Source organism: Campylobacter concisus (genome assembly GCF_003048605.1).
GTDB lineage: Bacteria > Campylobacterota > Campylobacteria > Campylobacterales > Campylobacteraceae > Campylobacter_A > Campylobacter_A concisus_BM.
Map to the genome: position 1 here is coordinate 1 of NZ_PIRX01000006.1, position 19844 is coordinate 19844.

13 protein-coding genes and 2 tRNA genes are annotated in these 19844 nt (G+C 40.1%); 13 read left to right on the forward strand and 2 right to left on the reverse strand.

Annotated elements, in window-relative coordinates; all coding sequences use genetic code 11:
• From CVS86_RS05750 to CVS86_RS05780, 7 genes are all read left to right on the forward strand, one after another.
• Nucleotides 1-719: DUF5675 family protein (locus CVS86_RS05750; RefSeq protein ID WP_107791269.1), on the forward strand; the 719-nt coding region annotated here is incomplete at its 5' end.
• Nucleotides 703-1410, forward strand: a complete 708-nt coding sequence (locus CVS86_RS05755) for a hypothetical protein (RefSeq protein ID WP_087582868.1) — start codon at nucleotides 703-705, stop codon at nucleotides 1408-1410. The genes CVS86_RS05750 and CVS86_RS05755, both read left to right, overlap by 17 nt.
• Nucleotides 1334-1942 carry a hypothetical protein gene (locus CVS86_RS09910; protein WP_199906525.1) on the forward strand — a complete coding sequence of 203 codons (609 nt, stop codon included), beginning with the start codon at nucleotides 1334-1336 and terminating at the stop codon, nucleotides 1940-1942. The genes CVS86_RS05755 and CVS86_RS09910 overlap by 77 nt, the downstream gene beginning before the upstream one ends.
• 201 nt (nucleotides 1943-2143) lie before the next feature.
• Nucleotides 2144-4006 carry a hypothetical protein gene (locus tag CVS86_RS05765; RefSeq protein WP_107791270.1) on the forward strand — a complete coding sequence of 621 codons (1863 nt, stop codon included), beginning with the start codon at nucleotides 2144-2146 and terminating at the stop codon, nucleotides 4004-4006.
• A gap of 104 nt (nucleotides 4007-4110) precedes the next feature.
• Nucleotides 4111-9411 (forward strand): hypothetical protein, encoded by a 5301-nt coding sequence (locus CVS86_RS05770; RefSeq protein WP_107791271.1) that lies wholly within the window; start codon nucleotides 4111-4113, stop codon nucleotides 9409-9411.
• 127 nt (nucleotides 9412-9538) lie between these two features.
• Nucleotides 9539-9614: transfer RNA gene (locus CVS86_RS05775), tRNA-Phe, on the forward strand.
• A 30-nt stretch (nucleotides 9615-9644) separates the two neighbouring features.
• Nucleotides 9645-9735, forward strand: a tRNA-Ser gene (locus CVS86_RS05780).
• 446 nt (nucleotides 9736-10181) lie between these two features.
• Here CVS86_RS05780 and CVS86_RS05785 read toward each other — a convergent pair.
• Both CVS86_RS05785 and tupA read right to left on the reverse strand, forming a co-directional pair.
• The gene (locus tag CVS86_RS05785; RefSeq protein ID WP_234399237.1) at nucleotides 10182-12425 is read right to left on the reverse strand and encodes a molybdopterin oxidoreductase family protein; all 2244 of its coding nucleotides are present in this window, start codon (nucleotides 12423-12425) and stop codon (nucleotides 10182-10184) included.
• 259 nt (nucleotides 12426-12684) lie between these two features.
• A complete protein-coding gene (gene tupA / locus CVS86_RS05795; protein WP_002941321.1) occupies nucleotides 12685-13503 on the reverse strand; it encodes a tungstate ABC transporter substrate-binding protein TupA in 819 nt (272 codons plus the stop codon).
• Nucleotides 13504-13575: 72 nt separating this feature from the next.
• Between tupA and tupB the strand changes: the two genes are divergently transcribed.
• From tupB to fdh3B, 6 genes are all read left to right on the forward strand, one after another.
• Nucleotides 13576-14268, forward strand: coding sequence for a tungstate ABC transporter permease TupB (tupB, locus tag CVS86_RS05800; RefSeq protein ID WP_107791273.1), 693 nt, complete (start codon nucleotides 13576-13578; stop codon nucleotides 14266-14268).
• A gap of 9 nt (nucleotides 14269-14277) precedes the next feature.
• The gene (gene tupC, locus CVS86_RS05805) at nucleotides 14278-15231 is read left to right on the forward strand and encodes a tungstate ABC transporter ATP-binding protein TupC (protein ID WP_107791274.1); all 954 of its coding nucleotides are present in this window, start codon (nucleotides 14278-14280) and stop codon (nucleotides 15229-15231) included.
• A gap of 245 nt (nucleotides 15232-15476) precedes the next feature.
• On the forward strand, nucleotides 15477-16172 hold the full coding sequence (locus tag CVS86_RS05810; RefSeq protein ID WP_103587428.1) for a molecular chaperone: 696 nt from the start codon (nucleotides 15477-15479) through the stop codon (nucleotides 16170-16172).
• Complete coding sequence (locus CVS86_RS05815; RefSeq protein WP_021085020.1) at nucleotides 16162-16335, forward strand: twin-arginine translocation signal domain-containing protein; 174 nt, start codon at nucleotides 16162-16164, stop codon at nucleotides 16333-16335. The genes CVS86_RS05810 and CVS86_RS05815 overlap by 11 nt, the downstream gene beginning before the upstream one ends.
• Nucleotides 16336-16365: 30 nt before the next feature.
• Nucleotides 16366-19191, forward strand: coding sequence for a formate dehydrogenase subunit alpha (locus CVS86_RS05825; RefSeq protein ID WP_234399238.1), 2826 nt, complete (start codon nucleotides 16366-16368; stop codon nucleotides 19189-19191).
• A gap of 1 nt (nucleotide 19192) precedes the next feature.
• Nucleotides 19193-19834 (forward strand): formate dehydrogenase FDH3 subunit beta, encoded by a 642-nt coding sequence (gene fdh3B, locus CVS86_RS05830; RefSeq protein ID WP_107791277.1) that lies wholly within the window; start codon nucleotides 19193-19195, stop codon nucleotides 19832-19834.
• The last annotated feature ends 10 nt before the right edge of the window (nucleotides 19835-19844 follow it).

Sequence of the window (19844 nt, forward strand, 5' to 3'; positions counted from 1 at the left end):
ATTCCGCAAACAATCAAAACCCAAGCAACACAAACCAAACAGGTCAAACAAAGATAAACCAAGATACCAAGTATGGTATCAACCTACTAAGCAAAGATAATATGAATAGCTTTATAAACTCTTTTAACGAGTCAAAGAGCATAACAAGAGTAGATAAAGGTATGTGGGTGGATGGGGATGAGGGGGTTGGGGTTATTATCACAAATAGTAATGTAATTCGGATTACTAGAAAATGGGAATATAAAGCGCCTACTCACTCATCCAGTTCTACAGTAAGTGAATTTAAAATTAGCGATAGCGATTTAACGGGCTATATATTAGAACCATATGGCGAAACTACAAAACAATCTGGTCAGGACAAAAGAATACCTACAGGAAAATATAATCTAACGTGGCATGTTTCTACAAAATATTCAAAAGACAAATACTCTAAAAATAAGCGTGGAAATTTTTTAGAAAATGGATTTCCAAAATTATATAATAATGATGTTCCTAAAAGTAGAGCCATATTAATACATGTTGGTAGTAAAGGAGAGCATTCTGAAGGATGTTTACTGCCAGGGAGTGATATCGTTGTTAGTGAAATAAATAGGAAAAAGTATGTTACAGGTGTTTCTGGTAGCATAAACAAATTCTATCAGCTCATAGAATATATTGAGAGCAATGGAATAGATAATGTAAAAGTTATAATTGAGGAAAAATATGAAGACTATCAATAAAATAATTCTTTTTTATCTAGTGCTATTTATGTCGCCAGCTCTTTTTGCAGAACAAACTGCTAAACACTGTTTCAACGAATATTTAGATAGCAAGGCTCGTTTTATAAATGAAAACAAATTTGACAAATTTGATTTTTCTGGCATTATAGCTGACACTCGTACAAAATTTTTGGGCTATATCGGAGCTGATTATCAAAGACTTCATATAAATTTTAGTAGCGTCAAAAAGGTCTCAAAGACAAGATATATCGTATCTGGTGAGTACAAAATAACCACAGAGGCTCGCCCATTTAACGGCGAAATTCAAATAACCAAGATAAAAAAGTATGCAAATTTAAACTACGGCGTTGATGACTTTATGAAAGGCAAGATCAATGCCCAAGGCATAGCCTTAGCGAGCTATTTTTTAAAAGGCGATGGAGGTTTTCAAGCCAAAGGTCAAATGCTCATAAAATGGTACATTAATAGCGATCAAAGGCTAGCGTATGACGATATATCAGAAGATGAGGATATGTACGCAAATGATTTATTTTGCGGAGAGTGTAAGGTGGGCAAGGCGCAAACAAAACCATGCGCGTGGGGGCATTATAGGATACCAAACAGCGGCGATCTTGATGTGGGAGCTGGGGAGTTTAGTCCTAGTCCAAAATATCTTAACAACGGCTGGAGCGACTTTAACAAGGATGAGTAAATTTTCTATAAAAAGCTTTTTAATACTATCTCTAGTTTTAGGCTTTCTAAATTTAATAGCTAGCGAAAATTTGCCGCACATAACGAGTGTTGATGATATCAAGGTTGGTAAAAATTTGACTTTACAAAACGTCAAATACTTCTTAGACGGCGAAAAGGCAAGCTTTGTAAATTTAGACAAAACACAAATAATGACGCTTAATTTTTGCTGTGGAGGTAACGGCGAAATTCAAAGAATAAATGTCAAATTTTATGATAAAAATTTGACTAAAGACTATATAAATTTCAGCAAACTCAAAGAATTTACTACAAATTCTGGTATCAAGCTTGGCGACAAACAAGAACAAATTTTAAAAAAACTTGGCAAGCCAAACAACCTACTAGAGAAAAGTGACACAACTACTGTTACCTATACCACTGAACAAAATGAAAGCAAACTCTTGCAAGAATTTGACATGCCGCTCTACTATGAGAAATTTATCTTTTATGGCGGTGTTTTAAAAGAATATGAATTTGGCTTTGAGTATCCGTGATTTATATAGTTTTTAAAAACCAAAATAACCTACAAATAGTCCAAATACTCACCAAACAAGGATGAGTTTAAAGGTATCACTTTGACATAAAACAATGATAATATCTGGCGTGTCTTGCTACAATCCCCAAAAAAATAATACTTTAGCTATATATGTTTTAAAAATTTGTCCGATATGGCTTAGACTAAAACAAGGAAAGATATGAAAGAAAAAAAGCTGATCATAAAAGACATTCAGGGTGAAATTTACGTCATAAGCCAAGATGGAAGCATAAAAATGCTAAAAGATGGCGATGAAATTTACGCTGATCAGAAAATTTTTACTAAAAATTTAGATGCCAAGATCACTTTAGAAAATGGCGAGCAGGTAAATTTAAGCGCTCATCAAAGCATAAATTTAGATGAAATTTTAAAAATCTCAGCAAAAGCAGCCGAGGAGCAAAGCGATCACTCTAATGGCTTTGGCGCGAGCGAGGGCATATCTTTGAGCGCGGCTAGCTTTGTCACAAGCGGACATAGCGCAAATATCCATCAAATTTACAACCAACACAGATCTTTAGAGCCAAACGTAAGTAGCGCCCAGCCAAGCGAGCTAAAAAGCATCTCAGGCGCTTCTAGCACGCTGGTAGAAAAAAGTAGCACCGCTGTGGAGCCAAAAGAAGAGCCATTTATAGACACGATAAATAAGATGACTATCTCAAATCGTGGCTTAGATGCAAACATTTGGCTTTATGACTCAGCTAAAAACCATGGACGAGGGCTTGACTTTTACAATACAGAACCAACAACCAAAACCATGCTAAAAGAGTGGAGTGCAAATCACCACGTAAGTGCGACAAGTACATTAGATGACTTACGATACGGTACAAAAAGCGACGACACTATTTCTACTAAACCAGCAGATAAACGAGCAATACTAATGGACCGCACACCACTGGCAAATGAGCTCGCCATCATAGGACGATCCCCAGATAGTAATGCAACCACAGATAGAATAGGAGATACCATTGGAAGCTATAAAAATCCAGATAGAAAAAATGGTAATTATAATCTATATGAGTCAAAGATAGTAGCCGATGGCATAATCGCTAGCTTCGATGGTTGGATATATATTAGAAATCACTCACTTGTTAATGCATTTACTTTTTTTGACCTAAAAGAAAGACAAAACTATAAAATTGAATTTGATGGTAGAGAAATTTTTTGGAAAGCTTTTGCAGATTTAACAGGCACTTATGAAACTCCATATATAAATGATCTAGGCAGTAATGTTAATTTAACACAAGATGGAGGTTTTTATAAATTTCATGTCGAAACATCTGATGAGTTGTTTGAATACTCACTAAAGCTCAGTATAAATAATAATAGAGGTGGTTTTCTTTATACAGACGATGGTTCTATAAAACTAGTCAGCAACGCCTACATGGAGGCTCTTGCTCAAACTGGTCTTGTGACAAAAGAGAGCGATACCTTCTATAAGGCGATCAAAAGGACTGACGGTACGAGGTTTGGCGACAATGCAAGCGACTTTGATAAGCCATTTGATCTAAAATTTGAAGGCACAAAAGATGTTGGCAGCAACGATGATGATAGATTTATCTTCAACTCACACGATATCGACGCAAAAGGTGGCATAGACACGCTAGTTTTTACCCAAAACGTAGATCTAACAAAGATAAGTGAGCTAGATAAGCGCCTTGAGAGCTTTGAGCGCATCGAGCTTGACGGCACAAAGGCAGTGAAACTAAGGCTAAATGGCCAAAACATAAGCGACATGATAGACTCCAACCCTACCGAGGGGCCTGATGGTAAAGTAAGCCTAAATACCATCCTTAAAATTTCAGGCGATAGTGACGACGTGGTGCAGCTCGTTGGAAATTTCATAAAAGCTACAAGCGCCGAGGTAGCTACGCTAAATACAAAAAATAGCGTAATCGGAGCTGGTTATAACAAACTCGATGAAGTTGGGGGCGAAGCGGTCAATCAAGTCTATAGAGGCGAAAACAACGCTGGACAGACATTTTTCGTAGAGATAGATAAAAACGTGCATGTCGAGGTGATGTAGTAAATTTACAAGAGCTAAAGACCTCATCCCAAAAAGCCACCAAACTATATAAATTTTAAGAGATTTTCCGATATTACAATACACACTTTTACAGGGATGAAAAAATGCCAAATTTTGACGCCATAAGGATCGGCGTTATCAAAAAAATCAAGGGTGAAGCCATCGCCATAAGCAGGGACGGCACTATGAGAGTGCTGCACAAAGGCGATGAAATTTACCTTGGTGACGATATAAAAACGAGCGAAAACTCGAACCTTACCATTGTTTTTGATGACGGCGAAAAGGCTTATGTCGGCTTTAGCTCGGTATTTCACACGGTAAATGTCTTTGCTGAGCATAAAGGCGAGCTAGTCATCCCAAAAAATGCAAACATCCTTGAAAATCACAAAGAACACGCAAATGACGATGATCAAATCTCCCATCAAGAGCTATCTTCTCACGGCTCATCACCACATAACTTCGCCTCTGCTAGCAGTGGCGGCATCAAATTTGAACTAGGTGGCCACTACTCAAATATCTACGACTTCTACACTGGTTTGCGCGCTCTTGAAGCTAGGCATGACGAGGTCAAATGGCCAGTTGGCGAGGCAAAAATCGGCGGGGTCTCTTACGCTGGATTTGGCGGTCAAAACCTAAATTTTACACCTCCAGAGCCAAACATCGTGCTAAATTTTAACCTCACAAGCGACACTGGCGAGAAAAAGGGCTTTTTAGGAGGAGCTCAGCTAAACTCGCTACCAAAAACTCCTGATGGCAAAAAGATCATCACAAGCATAGACGCCCATATCCCAGACGTTGCTAAAAATGGCGACATCATCACGATAAAGACAAATATGAAAGGTGGCGGCAAAACTAGCAACTACAAAGTAAATACGATAACAAACGAGCTAATCCCAGTTGATAGCACTGGCACGCCCACTGGAGCGCCTGCTACACCTATCGTAAATGGCAAAGCAGAGATCACTGGAGTTGAAATTTTAAACCATGGCAAAACAACCGTGACAAGCTCATACACCACTGGTGGCAAGACATTTACCGCGCCACCAACTGCTTATGAGCTAAACGACACGCCAGCCATCTCAAAAGTGACAGCCACGCTTGATCTTGATAAAAATGGCGACGGCGTGATAGATGCGACCGAGCTAGGATATGGCAATGGCACGAAAACTAGCGGCATGAAATTTGTAGTGCCTGATGAGCTTAGCACTGGAGATAAGATCACGTTTAAGCTAAATGAGCCAGGCAAACCGCCAGTTGAGAAGAAATTTACACTAGATAAAGAAAATGGCACAGCCACTGACGAGGACGGCAATACCTATACATTTACGACCGATGAAAATGGCGCAGTTAGCTTTAGCGTGCCAAATATCGCAAACATCACAGCAGGAAGCAGCATAGAAACTGGCGTAGTTGATAAATTTGGCAACGTCTCAGCCACAAGCACTACGCCAAGTAGCAGCGTAAGTGACACAGTCAAAGTGACGCTAACAGCTGATAAAAACGGCGATGGGCTGATAAGTAGCGACGAGATAGGAGACGGCACTTCAAAGGTTGAGATAAATTTACCTCGCACTATAAAACCAAAAGAGAGCGTCACTATAAACATAGGTGGCTCGCCAAAAGAATTTGTCGTAAGTGACAATGGCACAAGCGTTTATGATAAAAATAACCCAAGCATAGTAGTGCCAATAGTTAATGGTAAATTTGAAGTGCCAGGCGTAAGCGTACCAGTGACACCTGGCTCAAGTGTATCTATAAACACAACAGTTAATGACGAGCATGGCACGCCAAAACCAAATGGCTCAAGCAACCAAACCACTCCAAGCGTCGTAGTAGCTCCTCCTGTAAAATCAGCCAAGATAAGCTTTGATAGTGACTTGGGCTCTAGCAATAGAACACCAGATGGCAAGATAGATACCTCAGAAAACAGATACAATGACGGCGACCCAACAAAGACAGAGGCCTCTATAAAAATCCCAAGCGTGATAAAAGAAGGCGATAAGATAGCCATCGATGTCACCAACCCAGACGGCAGTAAAACGCACAAGGTCTACACATACACTAATGGCAAGATAATCGCCCCTGATCACAATGAAGTGCCACTAAATGATGGTAAATTTAAGATCACAGTGCCAATAGAGCATGGCAAAACCACAAGCATAACGACGACCATGATGGACAAGGCTGGCAACAAAGGCGAGAGCGACACAAATGAGATAAAATTTAGCGACAGCCCAGTGGCGAAATTTGTCAAAGATGCTGACGGAGACGGGCTCATAGATGACACCACTGGAGCCATAACGACCTCTGATGTAAAGGTCTATCTCCCAAGTAGCGCGGTGCCAAAAGATGAGCTAAAGATAAGTATCCTAAATCCACTTACCAACAAACAATCAACCGTGAGCTACATCCTAGACGATGATGGCGTACATATGATAAACAAAAAAGATCCAAGCGATATAAAAGTGATAAGTGACGGCGCTATCACCATACCAGACGTGACGGTAAGTAGCAAGCGTCCGACCTTAGTCGATGCGACCCTTATAAAAGATGATGGAAGCGCAATCTCTGGCACTTCAAGTGGTAGGCTATTTGCCTTTGGAGTGCTTGACTATATAGACGATGTAAAGCTTGTTACAAAGATAGATAATGCTGATATCCACTCCGCAAAATACCTAAACGAAGAGGACTACGAGCACATCATCTCGACAAGCCAGTATGAGTCAAATCTGGCCCAAAAGATAAACTATAGCATCGCCCTTACTAATGACGAACAGCCATACATTAAATTTGGTATAAATAAGCCCGATACCACAAGCGACGGCAAAGGCTACGTGCTAATCGAGATAAAAGACGAAAACGCAAATGTAAGCGACAGCTTTATAGCCAAGATCGAAAACAACACCGTCATAGCAGACTTTGAAAAGGTTGGCAAAAAGCTAGATAGAACTCACCACATCATAGACGCCACCTACGTGGGAACTGACGGCGTGCCTCAAAGAGATGATAACCTAACTATCACAGTCGATCTTGACTCAAAGCCTGATAAGCTAATAGAATCTGACTTTGATAATATAAAAAACAGCTCTGGCAACTACGCTATAAATTTTAGCGGCAAAGGCGAAGCTGCAAACAATCCACACGATGAAAAATCAAAAGATGTAGAGGTCATAGACGCTGAGACGTCTGAGAAGACGACACTGACACTTGATAGAAATTTAAGCTACTCTGGAAGCTTTAACGTAGCGCAAAACACCGGTAGCAAAAACTACATAGTAGAAAGACTAGATGATGCAGGAAATTTAGCTGTTCAAACCGTGACTATGGTGGCAAACAAAGGGCTTGACGTTGATATGTGGTTTTTTGACTGCACAAATACAGAATTTTGGTCATACGATCCAGCAGTTACGACTGGTCCAAGAGCGGACAATATCTCTCCTGGAGGATATGGATACCACGTAGCAAATCACTATGAGGCATGGACGAAATGGGCAGGAACTGGCGTAAGTGCAACTACAACTTATAATGAGCTTTCTTTTCAAGGAGGCAAAGACTGGAAGCTAAAATCAACAAGACCACACGCAGGTGAGCTAAACACAAACGATATAGCAAAAGTAGGACACTCTCCAGAAGCAAGCGACACTGATCACACTGGGGCGCATTACAACCTAAATAAAACTGGAAACTACGTCCTTGAGGAGGCGGAGCCTATAGGAACTGATCTGATCATGAAAATGAAAGGTTGGATATACATAAAAGAAGATGGCCAATACAACATAGCAGCAAAGCACTTTCAAGATATGGTAGATGTAAAAATAGCAGATGAAAGTTTTGGAAAGTGGGCATATTGGTTTGGCTCAGGAGACAATGGCCCTCACGGAGGCAATCATATTTATAATCTAAAAAAAGGATTTTATAGGATAGAGGTTGATTATGTTGATAGGACGCAAGATACATTTTTAGACATAATGATAAAGAAAAGGTCACAAAATGCTAGCGACTATAAAATCATAGGCTCACAAGGAAGCGGCACGCACCTTTTTAGTGATAGCTACGTAAAAGCCCTACATGATAAAGGATATGTTAGCGATGAAAAAGATGGTCTTATAGCTGGTAAAAAGGGGTATAGAAGCTTAGTAAATCAAGAAAAAGATACAAGCAAGCCAGCAAAATATTTTGGTGATGACACGGATGACTTTAACAAAGTGATACATCTCAAACACAATAACGATAGCCTTGAAGGTAGTAACCTAAACGATGTATTTATCTATAATGGCAAGAATATAGACGCAAAAGGTGGCGTTGATAAGCTGATATTTGTTGAAGATACAAAACTAGAAAAGGTGAGTAATTTAAATGATAACCTAAAAAGCTTCGAACGCCTGCAGCTAGGCACAGAAAACCAAGCTGTTTCAATATCATTTAACACAAAAAATGTTCTTGACATAATAGACTCTAGAACAACAAAGATCACAGAGGGCGAATACTCAACTTTAACAACCGTATCTGGCACTGAAAGCATAAATACAGTTTTAAAGATACTAGGAGATAGCAACGATATCGTAAAACTAATAAACGATGGCACAAATAAATTTGAATTAGCAACAAACGAAGAGGTCACTTTGCTAAACTGGAAGCACAGCAAAGCCATAGGTGGCAGCTACAACAAAGTAGAAACTGATGGTAACGGACGTGTAAGAGAATTTCAACCAGATCCAACGCATAACCCAGATGTATGGAAAACATATAAAGATGCAAGTGGCAAACCGATCATCGACTCCTACGACACTCCAGTAAATCACGTCTATAAGGGCACATACACCGATGGAACTAGCACAAAAACATTTTTCGTTGAGATAGATAAAAATATCAAGATCACTCACGAAGGAGATGATCAAAACAATACCTTTACCTACGAAGGCAACAAGATAGACGCAAAAGGTGGCGTTGATACGCTCATCTTTACTGAAAATATCGATCTTAGCAAAGTGGCTGATCTAAATGATAAACTAAAGAGCTTTGAAACTTTACAGCTTGGTAGCAAGAGCACTCAGGCGGTCTCCATAGGACTAGATGCCAAAAGCGTGCTTGATATCATAGACGCACAAGTAACAGATGGTGGTCTAAAAAGCGTAAATACCGTGCTAAAGATCAAAGGCGACAATAATGACAAAGTGGCGCTAGAGGGCAAAGGCACTATCTTCACGCAAGCAACAGACAGCGAAGTGGCAGCACTAAATTTAAAGCATAGCGCTTCAGGTGATACGTACAACCAAGTGGCGATTGATGGTAGCGGACATGCGCTAAATCAAGTCTATAAAGGCGTATATGGTAGTGGAGCTGGCGCACAAACATTTTTTATCGAGATAGATAAAGATGTAAGTGTAGTAAATTTGGTGCATTAAATTTAACTTTTTTCAGGCTAAAATTTATAGTTTTATATTTAAATTTCTTAAAAACAAAAGCTTCTTGTAGATTTTTAAACTTAGTTTAAATATTTAAAATGTATAATCCAATTTCTTTTATCAAGGTGGTTGGATAGCTCAGTCGGTAGAGCAGCAGACTGAAAATCTGCGTGTCGGCAGTTCGATTCTGCCTCTAACCACCATTTCTTTTTAATAAAATTTTTCTTGAACGTGGACAGATGGGTGAGCGGCTGAAACCACACCCCTGCTAAGGGTGCAGCTCTTAATCGGGGCTCGAGGGTTCAAATCCCTCTCTGTCCGCCACCACTTATAAACAATCACAAACTTTTACCAACTTTTGCAAGCATTGAGCCACGATTTTAACGTTATTTTAAAGCCTTTATTTATAAAATTACAAACTATTATTATCATAACTTTTTAGCTGACTATTTGGCTGACTAGCTCAAAAAACAGCCAAAACATTCTGTCTTAGTCAGCTAAAAGAAAAACAACACCTAAACTCTCACGCCAGCTAGTGATCACAGAATTTAAAAGTTAAAGCCAACAAAGCTTTTAGCCGACGCATACAAGCTTTAAAAGTCTAAGAGCCTTGATAGATGTAAAAAATAGTGATAACACTTCATAGCAATTTTATATAACCCATTCTTACTATGAAATTTCATCTAGAAACAATAGAAAATTTTAGTTAATAAAAGTTGATTTGCTATGAAAATTTGAATTAAAAATTCAAGGGCATTGCGCCCTTGAAATTATGATCTAACAGGTGAAAGATAAGGTTTTTCAGAGTGCATAGACATCTCGTTTTGTTGTCTAAATGCTATATACTCTTCTTCGCTTAATTTTTTTATGTTAGCTATAGTGATCTTAAGAGGTGTGATACCTGAGAGCGGGTCGTGGTCTTGTGCGTTTGCAAGCTCGTTGCCGTCAGCCTCACTATAGTGGAAAGTCGTAAATATCGTACTTTCTCTAAGGTCAGGATTTACGCGAAGTTTAGCTGCGATCCTACCACGTTTATTCTCTACCATTGCGTAGCAGCCATCTTCTAACTCCCTCTCTCTTGCGATATCAGGGCTTACTTCGATTAGCGGACCTTCGATGCCAGCACCATACTCTAGCGGTGGGCACTCTCTTGTCATCGTACCAGTGTGGTAGTGATATACTTTTCTACCTGTTGTAAATAGGCAAGGATAGACCTCATCTGGTACTTCGCTCATCGCGCCTGAGCCTACTGGATAGCCATCAGGTATATGCATTTTGGCTTTAAATTCAGCCTCCATACTTGCACGCTTATCTTTATCGTCAGCGTAAAGTACTGGAGCTAGGCGGAATTTACCATCAGGTAGCATTGATTTGTGATCGGTATAGAGATCAGGTGTGCCTGGGTGATCTTCATCAGGGCATGGCCAGCTGATGCCACCTAGTTTTTCAAGCCTATAGTAGCTGATACCACCAAAGAATTTAGGCATTAGCTTTCTAAGCTCATCCCAAACCTCTTCTGCGCTTAAGAAGTCAAATCCCTCAAGTCCCATAGCTTTTGCGATGTTGCAAACTACTTTCCAGTCAGGCTCTACGCCAGCTACTGGTTCGCTTGCTTTTCTAGTTCTTTGAACGCGGCGAGATGTGTTGATAAATGTTCCATCTTTCTCACCCCAACCAGCTGCAGGTAAAACAACGTCAGCTTTTTGAGCACTTTCAGTAAAGAATAGATCTTGTACGATAAAGCAGTCTAGGTGGTGTGTAGCATGCACAAAGTGCTCTGTCCAAGGGTCACTCATAACAGGGTTTTCGCCGTAAACATAAAGCACTTTTAGCTCGCCACTATCCATCTTATCAGGTGCGTATGTTAGTTTAAAGCCAGGCACTGGATTAAGCTCGAAGTGCCAAACTTTTCGAGCTTGCTCTTGTGCGTAAGCGCTATTTACTGCACCTGCTGGGATGACATTAGGTAGTGCGCCCATATCACATGAGCCTTGAACGTTGTTTTGTCCACGGAGTGGATTTACTCCAGCGCCTTTTTTACCTAAATTTCCTGTTAGGATCGCTAAATTTGAAAGCGAGAATACATTTGATGTGCCGTCGCTAAACTGAGTGATACCCATAGTGTAGCAAATAGCAGCACTGCCAGCTTTTGCATACATCCTAGCAGCCTCAGTGATAAGCTCTTTTTTGACACCAGTCTCACGCTCAAATCTCTCAGGCGTGAAGTCTTTTACCGCCTCTTTTAGGTACTCAAAGCCCTCTGCATATTTTTCGATAAATTCACTATCTTGTAAATTTTCAGAGATGATGACGTTCATCATTGTGTTTAGTGTTTTGATGTTTGAGCCAACTGGAATTTGCAAGAATATATCGGCTTTTTTAGCCATATCGGTGCGTTTTGGATCCACGACGATCATTTTTGCACCACGCTCTAAGCCTCTTTGCATCTGCATAGCGATGATAGGGTGGCATTCGCTTGTGTTTGTGCCTATTAGTAAAAATACATCTGTATCAGTCGCAAATTCAACAAGATCGTTTGTCATTGTTCCGTTTCCAAGGGTGCTGGCAAGACCTGCCACTGTTGGAGCGTGTCAAAGACGAGCGCAGTGATCTACGTTGTTGCTTCCTAAAGCACGAAAGAATTTTTGAAATACATAGTTGTCTTCGTTGTTTGAACGAGCTGAACTAAAGCCCATGATAGAGCTTGGACCATATTTTTCAACGCTATTTTTAAAAGTCTTTCCTAAAAATTCATAAACCTCTTCAAAGCTAACCTCTTCAAGTTTGCCCTCTTTGTTAAACTCTCCGTTTAGTTTTCTCATCATTGGTTTAGTTAAACGTTTTGGAGAATTTACAAATTCCCAACCAAACATACCTTTTAAGCACAACTCGCCATCATTTACATGATGGTTCTCAGTCGGCTTTGCATCGACTATCCTACCGTTTTCTACGATAAGGTCTATGCCGCAACCAGTTCCGCAATACGGACAGGTTGTTTGAACAATCTTTTGCATAGATTTCCTTTCAAGTAATATTTCTAATAGTTCGGTTATTATATACCTTATAAAATAAAAGTAGTTTTAAAATTAATTATTTTATTTAAAAAAATTTTAAGTAATATGCAAATTTTGCATATTACTTTGACGCTGAATTTACGGAGCTTTTTATAGTTTTTTACCATATTTTAAATTTGATTTTTAGCTTAAGTGATTAAAAATAAATTTAAAAAATATGAAAATTTATAAAAAGATGGGCGATTGCTCGCCCTTTGAATTAGTTTTTGCGTGTGTTTGCGTCTGGAGTGAAAAGTGGCTTATCAAGAAGCTTGAAGTCGCCTATAAATTTCTGACCCTCTTCGCTTGTCGCCCATTTTATAAATTTCTCTGCATTTTCGATGTCAGTTTTAGGGCAGTGTTTTGGATTTACTGCGATTAGAGAGTAGAAGTTTTTAAGGTCGTTGTCGCCCTCGTTGATGATGACCATCTCAGGATGACCTTTTTGGTTTGCTTCATATTTAATGTAAGTACCGCGATCAGTAAATGTGACGCCTTTTTGCTCAGCAGCAGCATTTATCGTAGCTAGCATGCCTTGACCTGTTTGCATATACCAGCTATCTTTTTCAGGGACTTCGCCAGCGATCTTTTTCCAGATGCCTTTTTCTTTATTGTCTGTGCCTGATTTGTCGCCACGTGAAAAGAATTTGATACCATCTTTTTTGATAAGCTCGAAGCTTTGTTTGATATCTTTACCTTTAAATTTATCAGCGATTGATTTATCAGCGATAACGACGAAGTCATTGTACATTACGGCATTTCTTTTTAAGCCAAAGCCTTTTTCTACAAATTCTTTCTCAACTTTTGGTGAGTGAACGAAAAGTATGTCAGCGTTACAGTCTTCGCCAAGCTTTAGAGCTGCACCTGTACCAACAGCTGTCCATTTTATATCAACACCTGTTTTTGCTTTATAAGCTGGATAGATCGCATCAAGCAAGCCAGTGTTGTCTGTACTTGTTGTAGTCGCCATGATTAGTTCATTGTCAGCGCCAAACGCCAAAACTGCGGCTGCTAGTGAGCCTAAAATAATCTTTTTCATTTTTTCTCCTTTTTAGAAAATGTGGTATTATAGCATATTAAAATAATATGAATAAAAAAATAGGAATAATATTTGGATTTTTTACTTAATGGCTTTGCAGAAGCTTTTAATCTACTTTTAAACGGCAATCTTGAAACATATTCAGCCATCAAGGCTACCCTTTACACATCAAGCGTGTCGATACTTTTTGCTGTTATTGTGGGCTTCCCACTTGGTTTTATACTTGGCTTTTATGACTTTAAAGGTCGCAAAATTTTACGCCTTCTAAGTGACACAGCTCTTGCCATGCCAACGGTTGCGATCGGTCTTATTTTATACGCATTTATCACTAGAAACGGCCCGCTTGGTAGTCTAAATTTACTCTTTACACTAAAAGCGGTCATGCTAGGCCAGTTTGTGCTTGCCCTTCCTATCATCATCTCGCTTACTGCAAGCGTGGTTGAAAATATGGATAGAAAACACTATCTAACTATCCTAAATTTACGCCTTGCGCCAGCAAAGCTAGTTTTTTGCGTGCTTTATGAGCTACGCTACGCTCTCATGGTAGTTATCGCCACAGCCTACGGCAGGATCGTGGCTGAAGTGGGCGTTGCGATGATGATAGGTGGCAACATCAAGTATTTTACACGCACGATCACAACAGCCGTTTCGCTTGAAACAAACAAGGGCGAATTTGCCATGGGTATAGCACTAGCTATGGTCTTGATACTTATCGCATTTTTAGTAAATTTAGCGATCTTTGCGCTAAGAAAACTCGACAAATAGGAGCAAATTTTGATAAAGATAAGAAATTTACACCTAAGCTACGGCAAAAGCGAGATCTTAAATATCCCAAGCCTTGATATAAATACTAAAAAAATAACTGCTCTAATGGGTAGCAACGGCAGCGGCAAAAGCACGCTCATACGAGTGCTCTCACGCTTGCAAAGCCCAAATAGTGGGGAAATTTCACTCTGGGGTGAAAATAAACCAAGCCTTGAAATGCTGCGTAAAATTTGCGTTTTACTGCCTGAGCCTGCCCTTTTAAAAAGAAGTGTTAGAGAAAATTTCAAAGTCATCTTAAAAAGTAGAAATTTACTAAGCGAATTTGAGGAGCGAACTAGCGAAGCACTCGCTCTTGTAGGACTTGATGAGAAGTTTTTAAACAAGCGCCACTTTGAGCTAAGCTCAGGGCAGACGCAGCGCATCGCATTTGCTTTGGCACTTTCTTTAAGAGCGCCATTTTATCTGCTTGATGAGCCGACAAATAGCGTTGATATCGGCACTTCAAAGCTCTTTAGTAAGGCTATAAATTTGATGCACGAGAAATATGGCTGCGGCTTTGTCATCGCAAGTCACGACGAGAAGTGGCTTAGCATGCTAGCAAACGAGTGCGTGTTTTTGCACAAAGGCAGAGTCTGCGAGTTTGAATACAAAAATATCTTTGAGATAGAGGGTGGCGTGCTAAGCTTTGGCGATGATGCGAAGCTAAATTTACCTTCAAATTTTAAAGGTAAAAGCAAGATCACGATCAACCCAAGCAAGATAAAAATTTCTAAAACAGGTGGTGAGGGTCAAATTTCAGGGATTTTGCACTCGGCCTCGCTCTACATGGGCAATGAAAAGCTATTAAAGGTCAAAGTTGGCGACTTTTTGATAAAAATTTTTAGCCACAATGATGAAATTACAAAGATCGGCGAGCGAGTATTTTTAAAATTTAAAGATGGCTCGATGCTAGCTTTGGAGTAAAATTTACTCTCACTTTTTAAATTTAGCCCAAAAATAAAAATGGATATCAAAAAAGAGCTAAATTTTAATAATCCTGCTAAAAAATCATATCTTATATAACTCCCTAAAAATAGCATTTTTAAATATGCAATTAAGGCATATTTAAGCTTTTTTTAACTTTTCTAATTTATTTTATTTTAAGCCACATTAATAAGGCAATTAATTGTATAGTTTCAGTGTCGTTAAAAAACTATTTAAGGAAAAAGGTGAGCACAAAAGAAGAATTTGCAGCTGGCAGAAAACTTTACTACGCTACTTTCTCTAAATTCTTCGTATTTAGTGAAGATGAAAAGAGATTTGATGGCCTTAGTAAAATGCTTGATCTCATAGAAGAATACAGCCTAAACGATGAAGTCTCGCATGCTGTTGCAAAGATAAAAAGTAAATTTAATGAAAAAAGTCCAGAGAATTTGATCACCGAATTTGATGACATTTTTCACACTCCGCCAAGTCCGCTTCGAAACTCGCTCTCTTTTTACGATGAGGGTTATGAAGTGGGGCATGCTTGCGCTGATGTGCGTAAAATTTTGGCTAAGACAAACATCAGAAGAGATGAGAGTAAATTTAAAGAGAATGAAGATAACGTGGGCTTTGTCTTTACGCTTATGAACGAGTTTATCGGTAAATTTGACGAGTGCGAAGAGGAGCTTTTTAAAAATATTATAAATCCAAACATTGATGAGTTTATAGAGAATTTATATGAGCATAAAAATAGTGAAATTTACAAGGATGTGGCCGTTTTGCTAAACGAATTTATCGCGTTTGAGCGCGTGGCACTAAACTCACCAAAACCAGTCAAGATAGACCACAAAAAGAGCGATGGTCTTTCAAGATCTGAAAGTATAAGAAGAGAAAAAAATAGGATAAGAAAACTAAGAACGGAGGGTACATATGCAAAATAGACGCGAATTTCTAAAAAAAGTCGGTCTAGTTGGCGCTGTGGCAGCAAGTGGTGCGGTAGCAGCAAATGCTAATGAAAATTTAAAATCAGGAAAGAGTAAAAAGACCGAAGTGCTTTACAAAAGAAGCAAATACTGGGAACTTTACTACAAACAAGCAAAATAAAATTTGATAGAAATTTAAGAAAGGATGAAAATGTCTGAAGCTAGATTAAACACTACGCCAAACAACATCGGCCGTAGATCGTTTTTAAAAATGGCTGCATTAGCAAGTACTTGTGGCGCAGCCGGCTTTGCAGCAAGCAATGTCACAAGAGAAGTAACAGCTCAAGAGATGGCAAACCCATTTCCAGACTCAAAAATAGTAAAAACTGTCTGCACAGTTTGCTCTGTAGGATGCGGAGTACTAGCGGAGGTAGAAAATGGTGCATGGGTACGTCAAGAAGTAGCACAAGATCACCCAGTAAGTGCTGGTGGTCACTGCTGTAAAGGTGCAGACGTTATCGATATGGTGCGCTCACACTGCCGTGTAAAATATCCGATGAAAAAAGTTGGTGGCAAGTGGCAACGCATCTCTATGACGCAAGCACTTGACGAGATCGGCGCAAAGTTAAAAGCTTACCGCGAGAAAAACCCAGAGCAAGTAATGTTCTTAGGATCAGCAAAAGATAGCAACGAGCAGAGCTACTATATCAGTAAATTCTCTGCGATGTTTGGGACGAACAACCTAGATCACCAAGCAAGAATTTGACATAGCGCAACAGTCGCCGGTGTGGCGAATACGTGGGGTTATGGAGCTATGACAAATCACCTTGGAGATATCCAAAACGCGAAGTCTATCTTTATAATCGGCGCAAATCCAGCGGTAAATCACCCAGTTGGCTTTAGACACTTTTTAAAAGCAAAAGAGAATAATGGCGCAAAACTAATCGTTGTCGATCCAAGATACACAAGAACAGCTGCAAAGGCTGATTATTTCGCACAAATTCGCCCAGGCACAGACATACCATTTATGTATGGCATGATGAATCTCATCTTTGAAAATGGCTGGGAAGATAAGAAATTTATAGATGAGCGCACATACGGCATCGATGAGATCCGTAAAGAGGCTGCAAAATGGACACCAGAAGTCGTTGAAGATGTGACTGGAGTGAGCGCTGCAACGCTAAAAGAGATTACAGAAGTCTATGCTAAAAACCGCCCTGGTTCAGTCGTTTGGGCGATGGGTCTAACTCAGCACACAATAGGTAGCTCAAACACTCGTATAGCTCCAATCTTACAACTAGTTCTTGGCAACATGGGCGTAAGTGGCGGCGGATGTAACATCCTAAGAGGCCACGACAACGTTCAAGGCGCTAGCGACATGGCAAACGCACCTGATAGCTTGCCTGGATACTACGCTAAAAACGAAGCTACATGGAAATATTTTGCCAAAATGTGGAAGGTGGATTACGAGTGGTTACAAGGAAATTTCGTAAAACCAGAGTGGATGATGAAGCCTGGATTTACCCTAGCTCGCTGGTGGGCTGGTGTGCTTGATGGCAAAAATGGCAACGACGCTATTGAAAACGCAGGCGATAGCCTAAAAGCTCTTGTAGTTATAGGTAACGGCATAACATCTACTGCACAACAAGCAAAGGTTCAAGAGGGTCTTGATGGGCTTGAGCTTTTAGTGCTTATGGATCCATTTGTAAATGATGCTGGCGTTGTCACTAATAAAAAAGATGGAGTTTATCTTCTCCCTGCAGCAACTCAATACGAAACTAGCGGCACAGTCGTAGCTACAAACAGAAGTGGTCAATGGAGAAGCCAAGTATGTAAGCCACTTTATGAGAGCATGCCAGATCATGAAGTTTTATTTGAACTAGCTAAACGCATAGGCTTCTATGACGAGCTAACTCGCACTATAAGGGACGCTGATGGCAAGATAGAGTGGCCAGAAGCTGCTACCCGCGAGATAGCAAATATCGTAAAAAGCATCGGACTTACAGGCTGGACACCTGAGCGCTTAAAACGCCACCAAGAGAACTGGGATAAATTTGATGAAAAAACACTTATGGGCAAAGAGGGCACTGACGTAGCTGGTGAGTATTACGGCTTGCCATGGCCTTGCTGGACGGAAAAGCACCCTGGTAGTCCAAATTTATATGATATAAGCAAACCGGTAATGCAAGGTGGTATGGGATTTAGAAACCGCTTTGGCCTAGAGCACAACGGCGTTAATCAGCTTGCAGCCGATGGCTCTGCTCCAGAACAAGGCGTGATAAATGGCGGATATCCTGAGATAACTAAGAAAAATATCGAAGAGGTTCTTGGCATAAAACTTACAGATGAAGAGCGTGAAAAAATGGGCGCTACATGGGCGACTGATGGCAGTGGCATAATCGCTGAAAAATGTATGCAAAAGGGCATAGCTCCATACGGCAATGCACGTGCTAGAGCGATAGTTTGGACATTTGTTGATCAGATCCCTCAGCATAGAGAGCCGATCCACTCACAGCGTCAAGATCTTGCGCAAAAATATCCAAGCTTTGAGGATAAACCAAATCACTACCGCGTATATACGAAGTATAAGAGCTTGCAACAAAGTAAGGACTTCTCAAAAGAATTCCCTATCAATCTCATTACAGCTCGTCTCGTAAATTTCAGTGGTGCTGGTATGGAGACGCGTGCTAGCAAGTATCTATCACGCATTACGCCTGAGATGTTTGCCGACATCCACCCAGAGCTAGCGGCTAAACATGGCATTAAAAATTGGGATTTTGTTTGGGTTCATTCACCTGAGGGCACTAAGATTAAAGTTCGCGCAAGGATCGTGCCATCAGTTAAGCCTAATATGATCTTCTTACCATTCCACTGGGCTGGATATATGCAAGGTGTTGATATGACTGGAAATTTCCCTGAGGGGACAAGACCTTTTGCAGTTGGTGAGAGTGCAAATACCGTAACAAACTACGGATATGATATAGTCACTCAAATTCCAGAAACAAAAGGCGGTCTTTGCCGCATAGAAAGGGCATAATATGAGCGCATTTAACGATAACAATAGACTTAAATTTTACTGCGATACAGATAGATGTATTGATTGCAACGGCTGCGCAGTAGCATGTGATGAAGCTCATGAACTACCTATTGGCGTTAGAAGACGCCGCGTTATAACGCTAAATGAAGGTGTGCCAGGTAAAGAAATTTCAACATCAATCGCATGTATGCACTGCGAAGACGCGCCTTGTTCGCTTGTTTGTCCGGTTGATTGTTTCTACATCAGAGCTGATGGCATCGTGCTTCACGATAAAGATATCTGCATAGGTTGTGGATACTGCTTATATGCTTGTCCGTTTGGTGCGCCACAATTCCCTAAAGATGGTGCCTTTGGTGCAAGAGGCGTAATGGATAAATGCACCATGTGTGCAGGCGGCCCGCTACCAACCAATAGCGAAGAAGAGCGCGAAGTATATGGACAAGATAGAATTGCTGAGGGCAAGGTGCCAGTTTGTGCTGCGATGTGCTCTACAAAGGCTTTGTTAGTTGGCGAGTCAGATGTGATCGAAAAAATCTACAATGACAGAGTTGCTGCAAGAGGTTATGGCGAAAAGAACCTAAAACAAACTACTGTTTGGAAGATCGCTTACTACGCTGGCGACAGACTAAAACTAAAAGCGTAAATTTATAGGT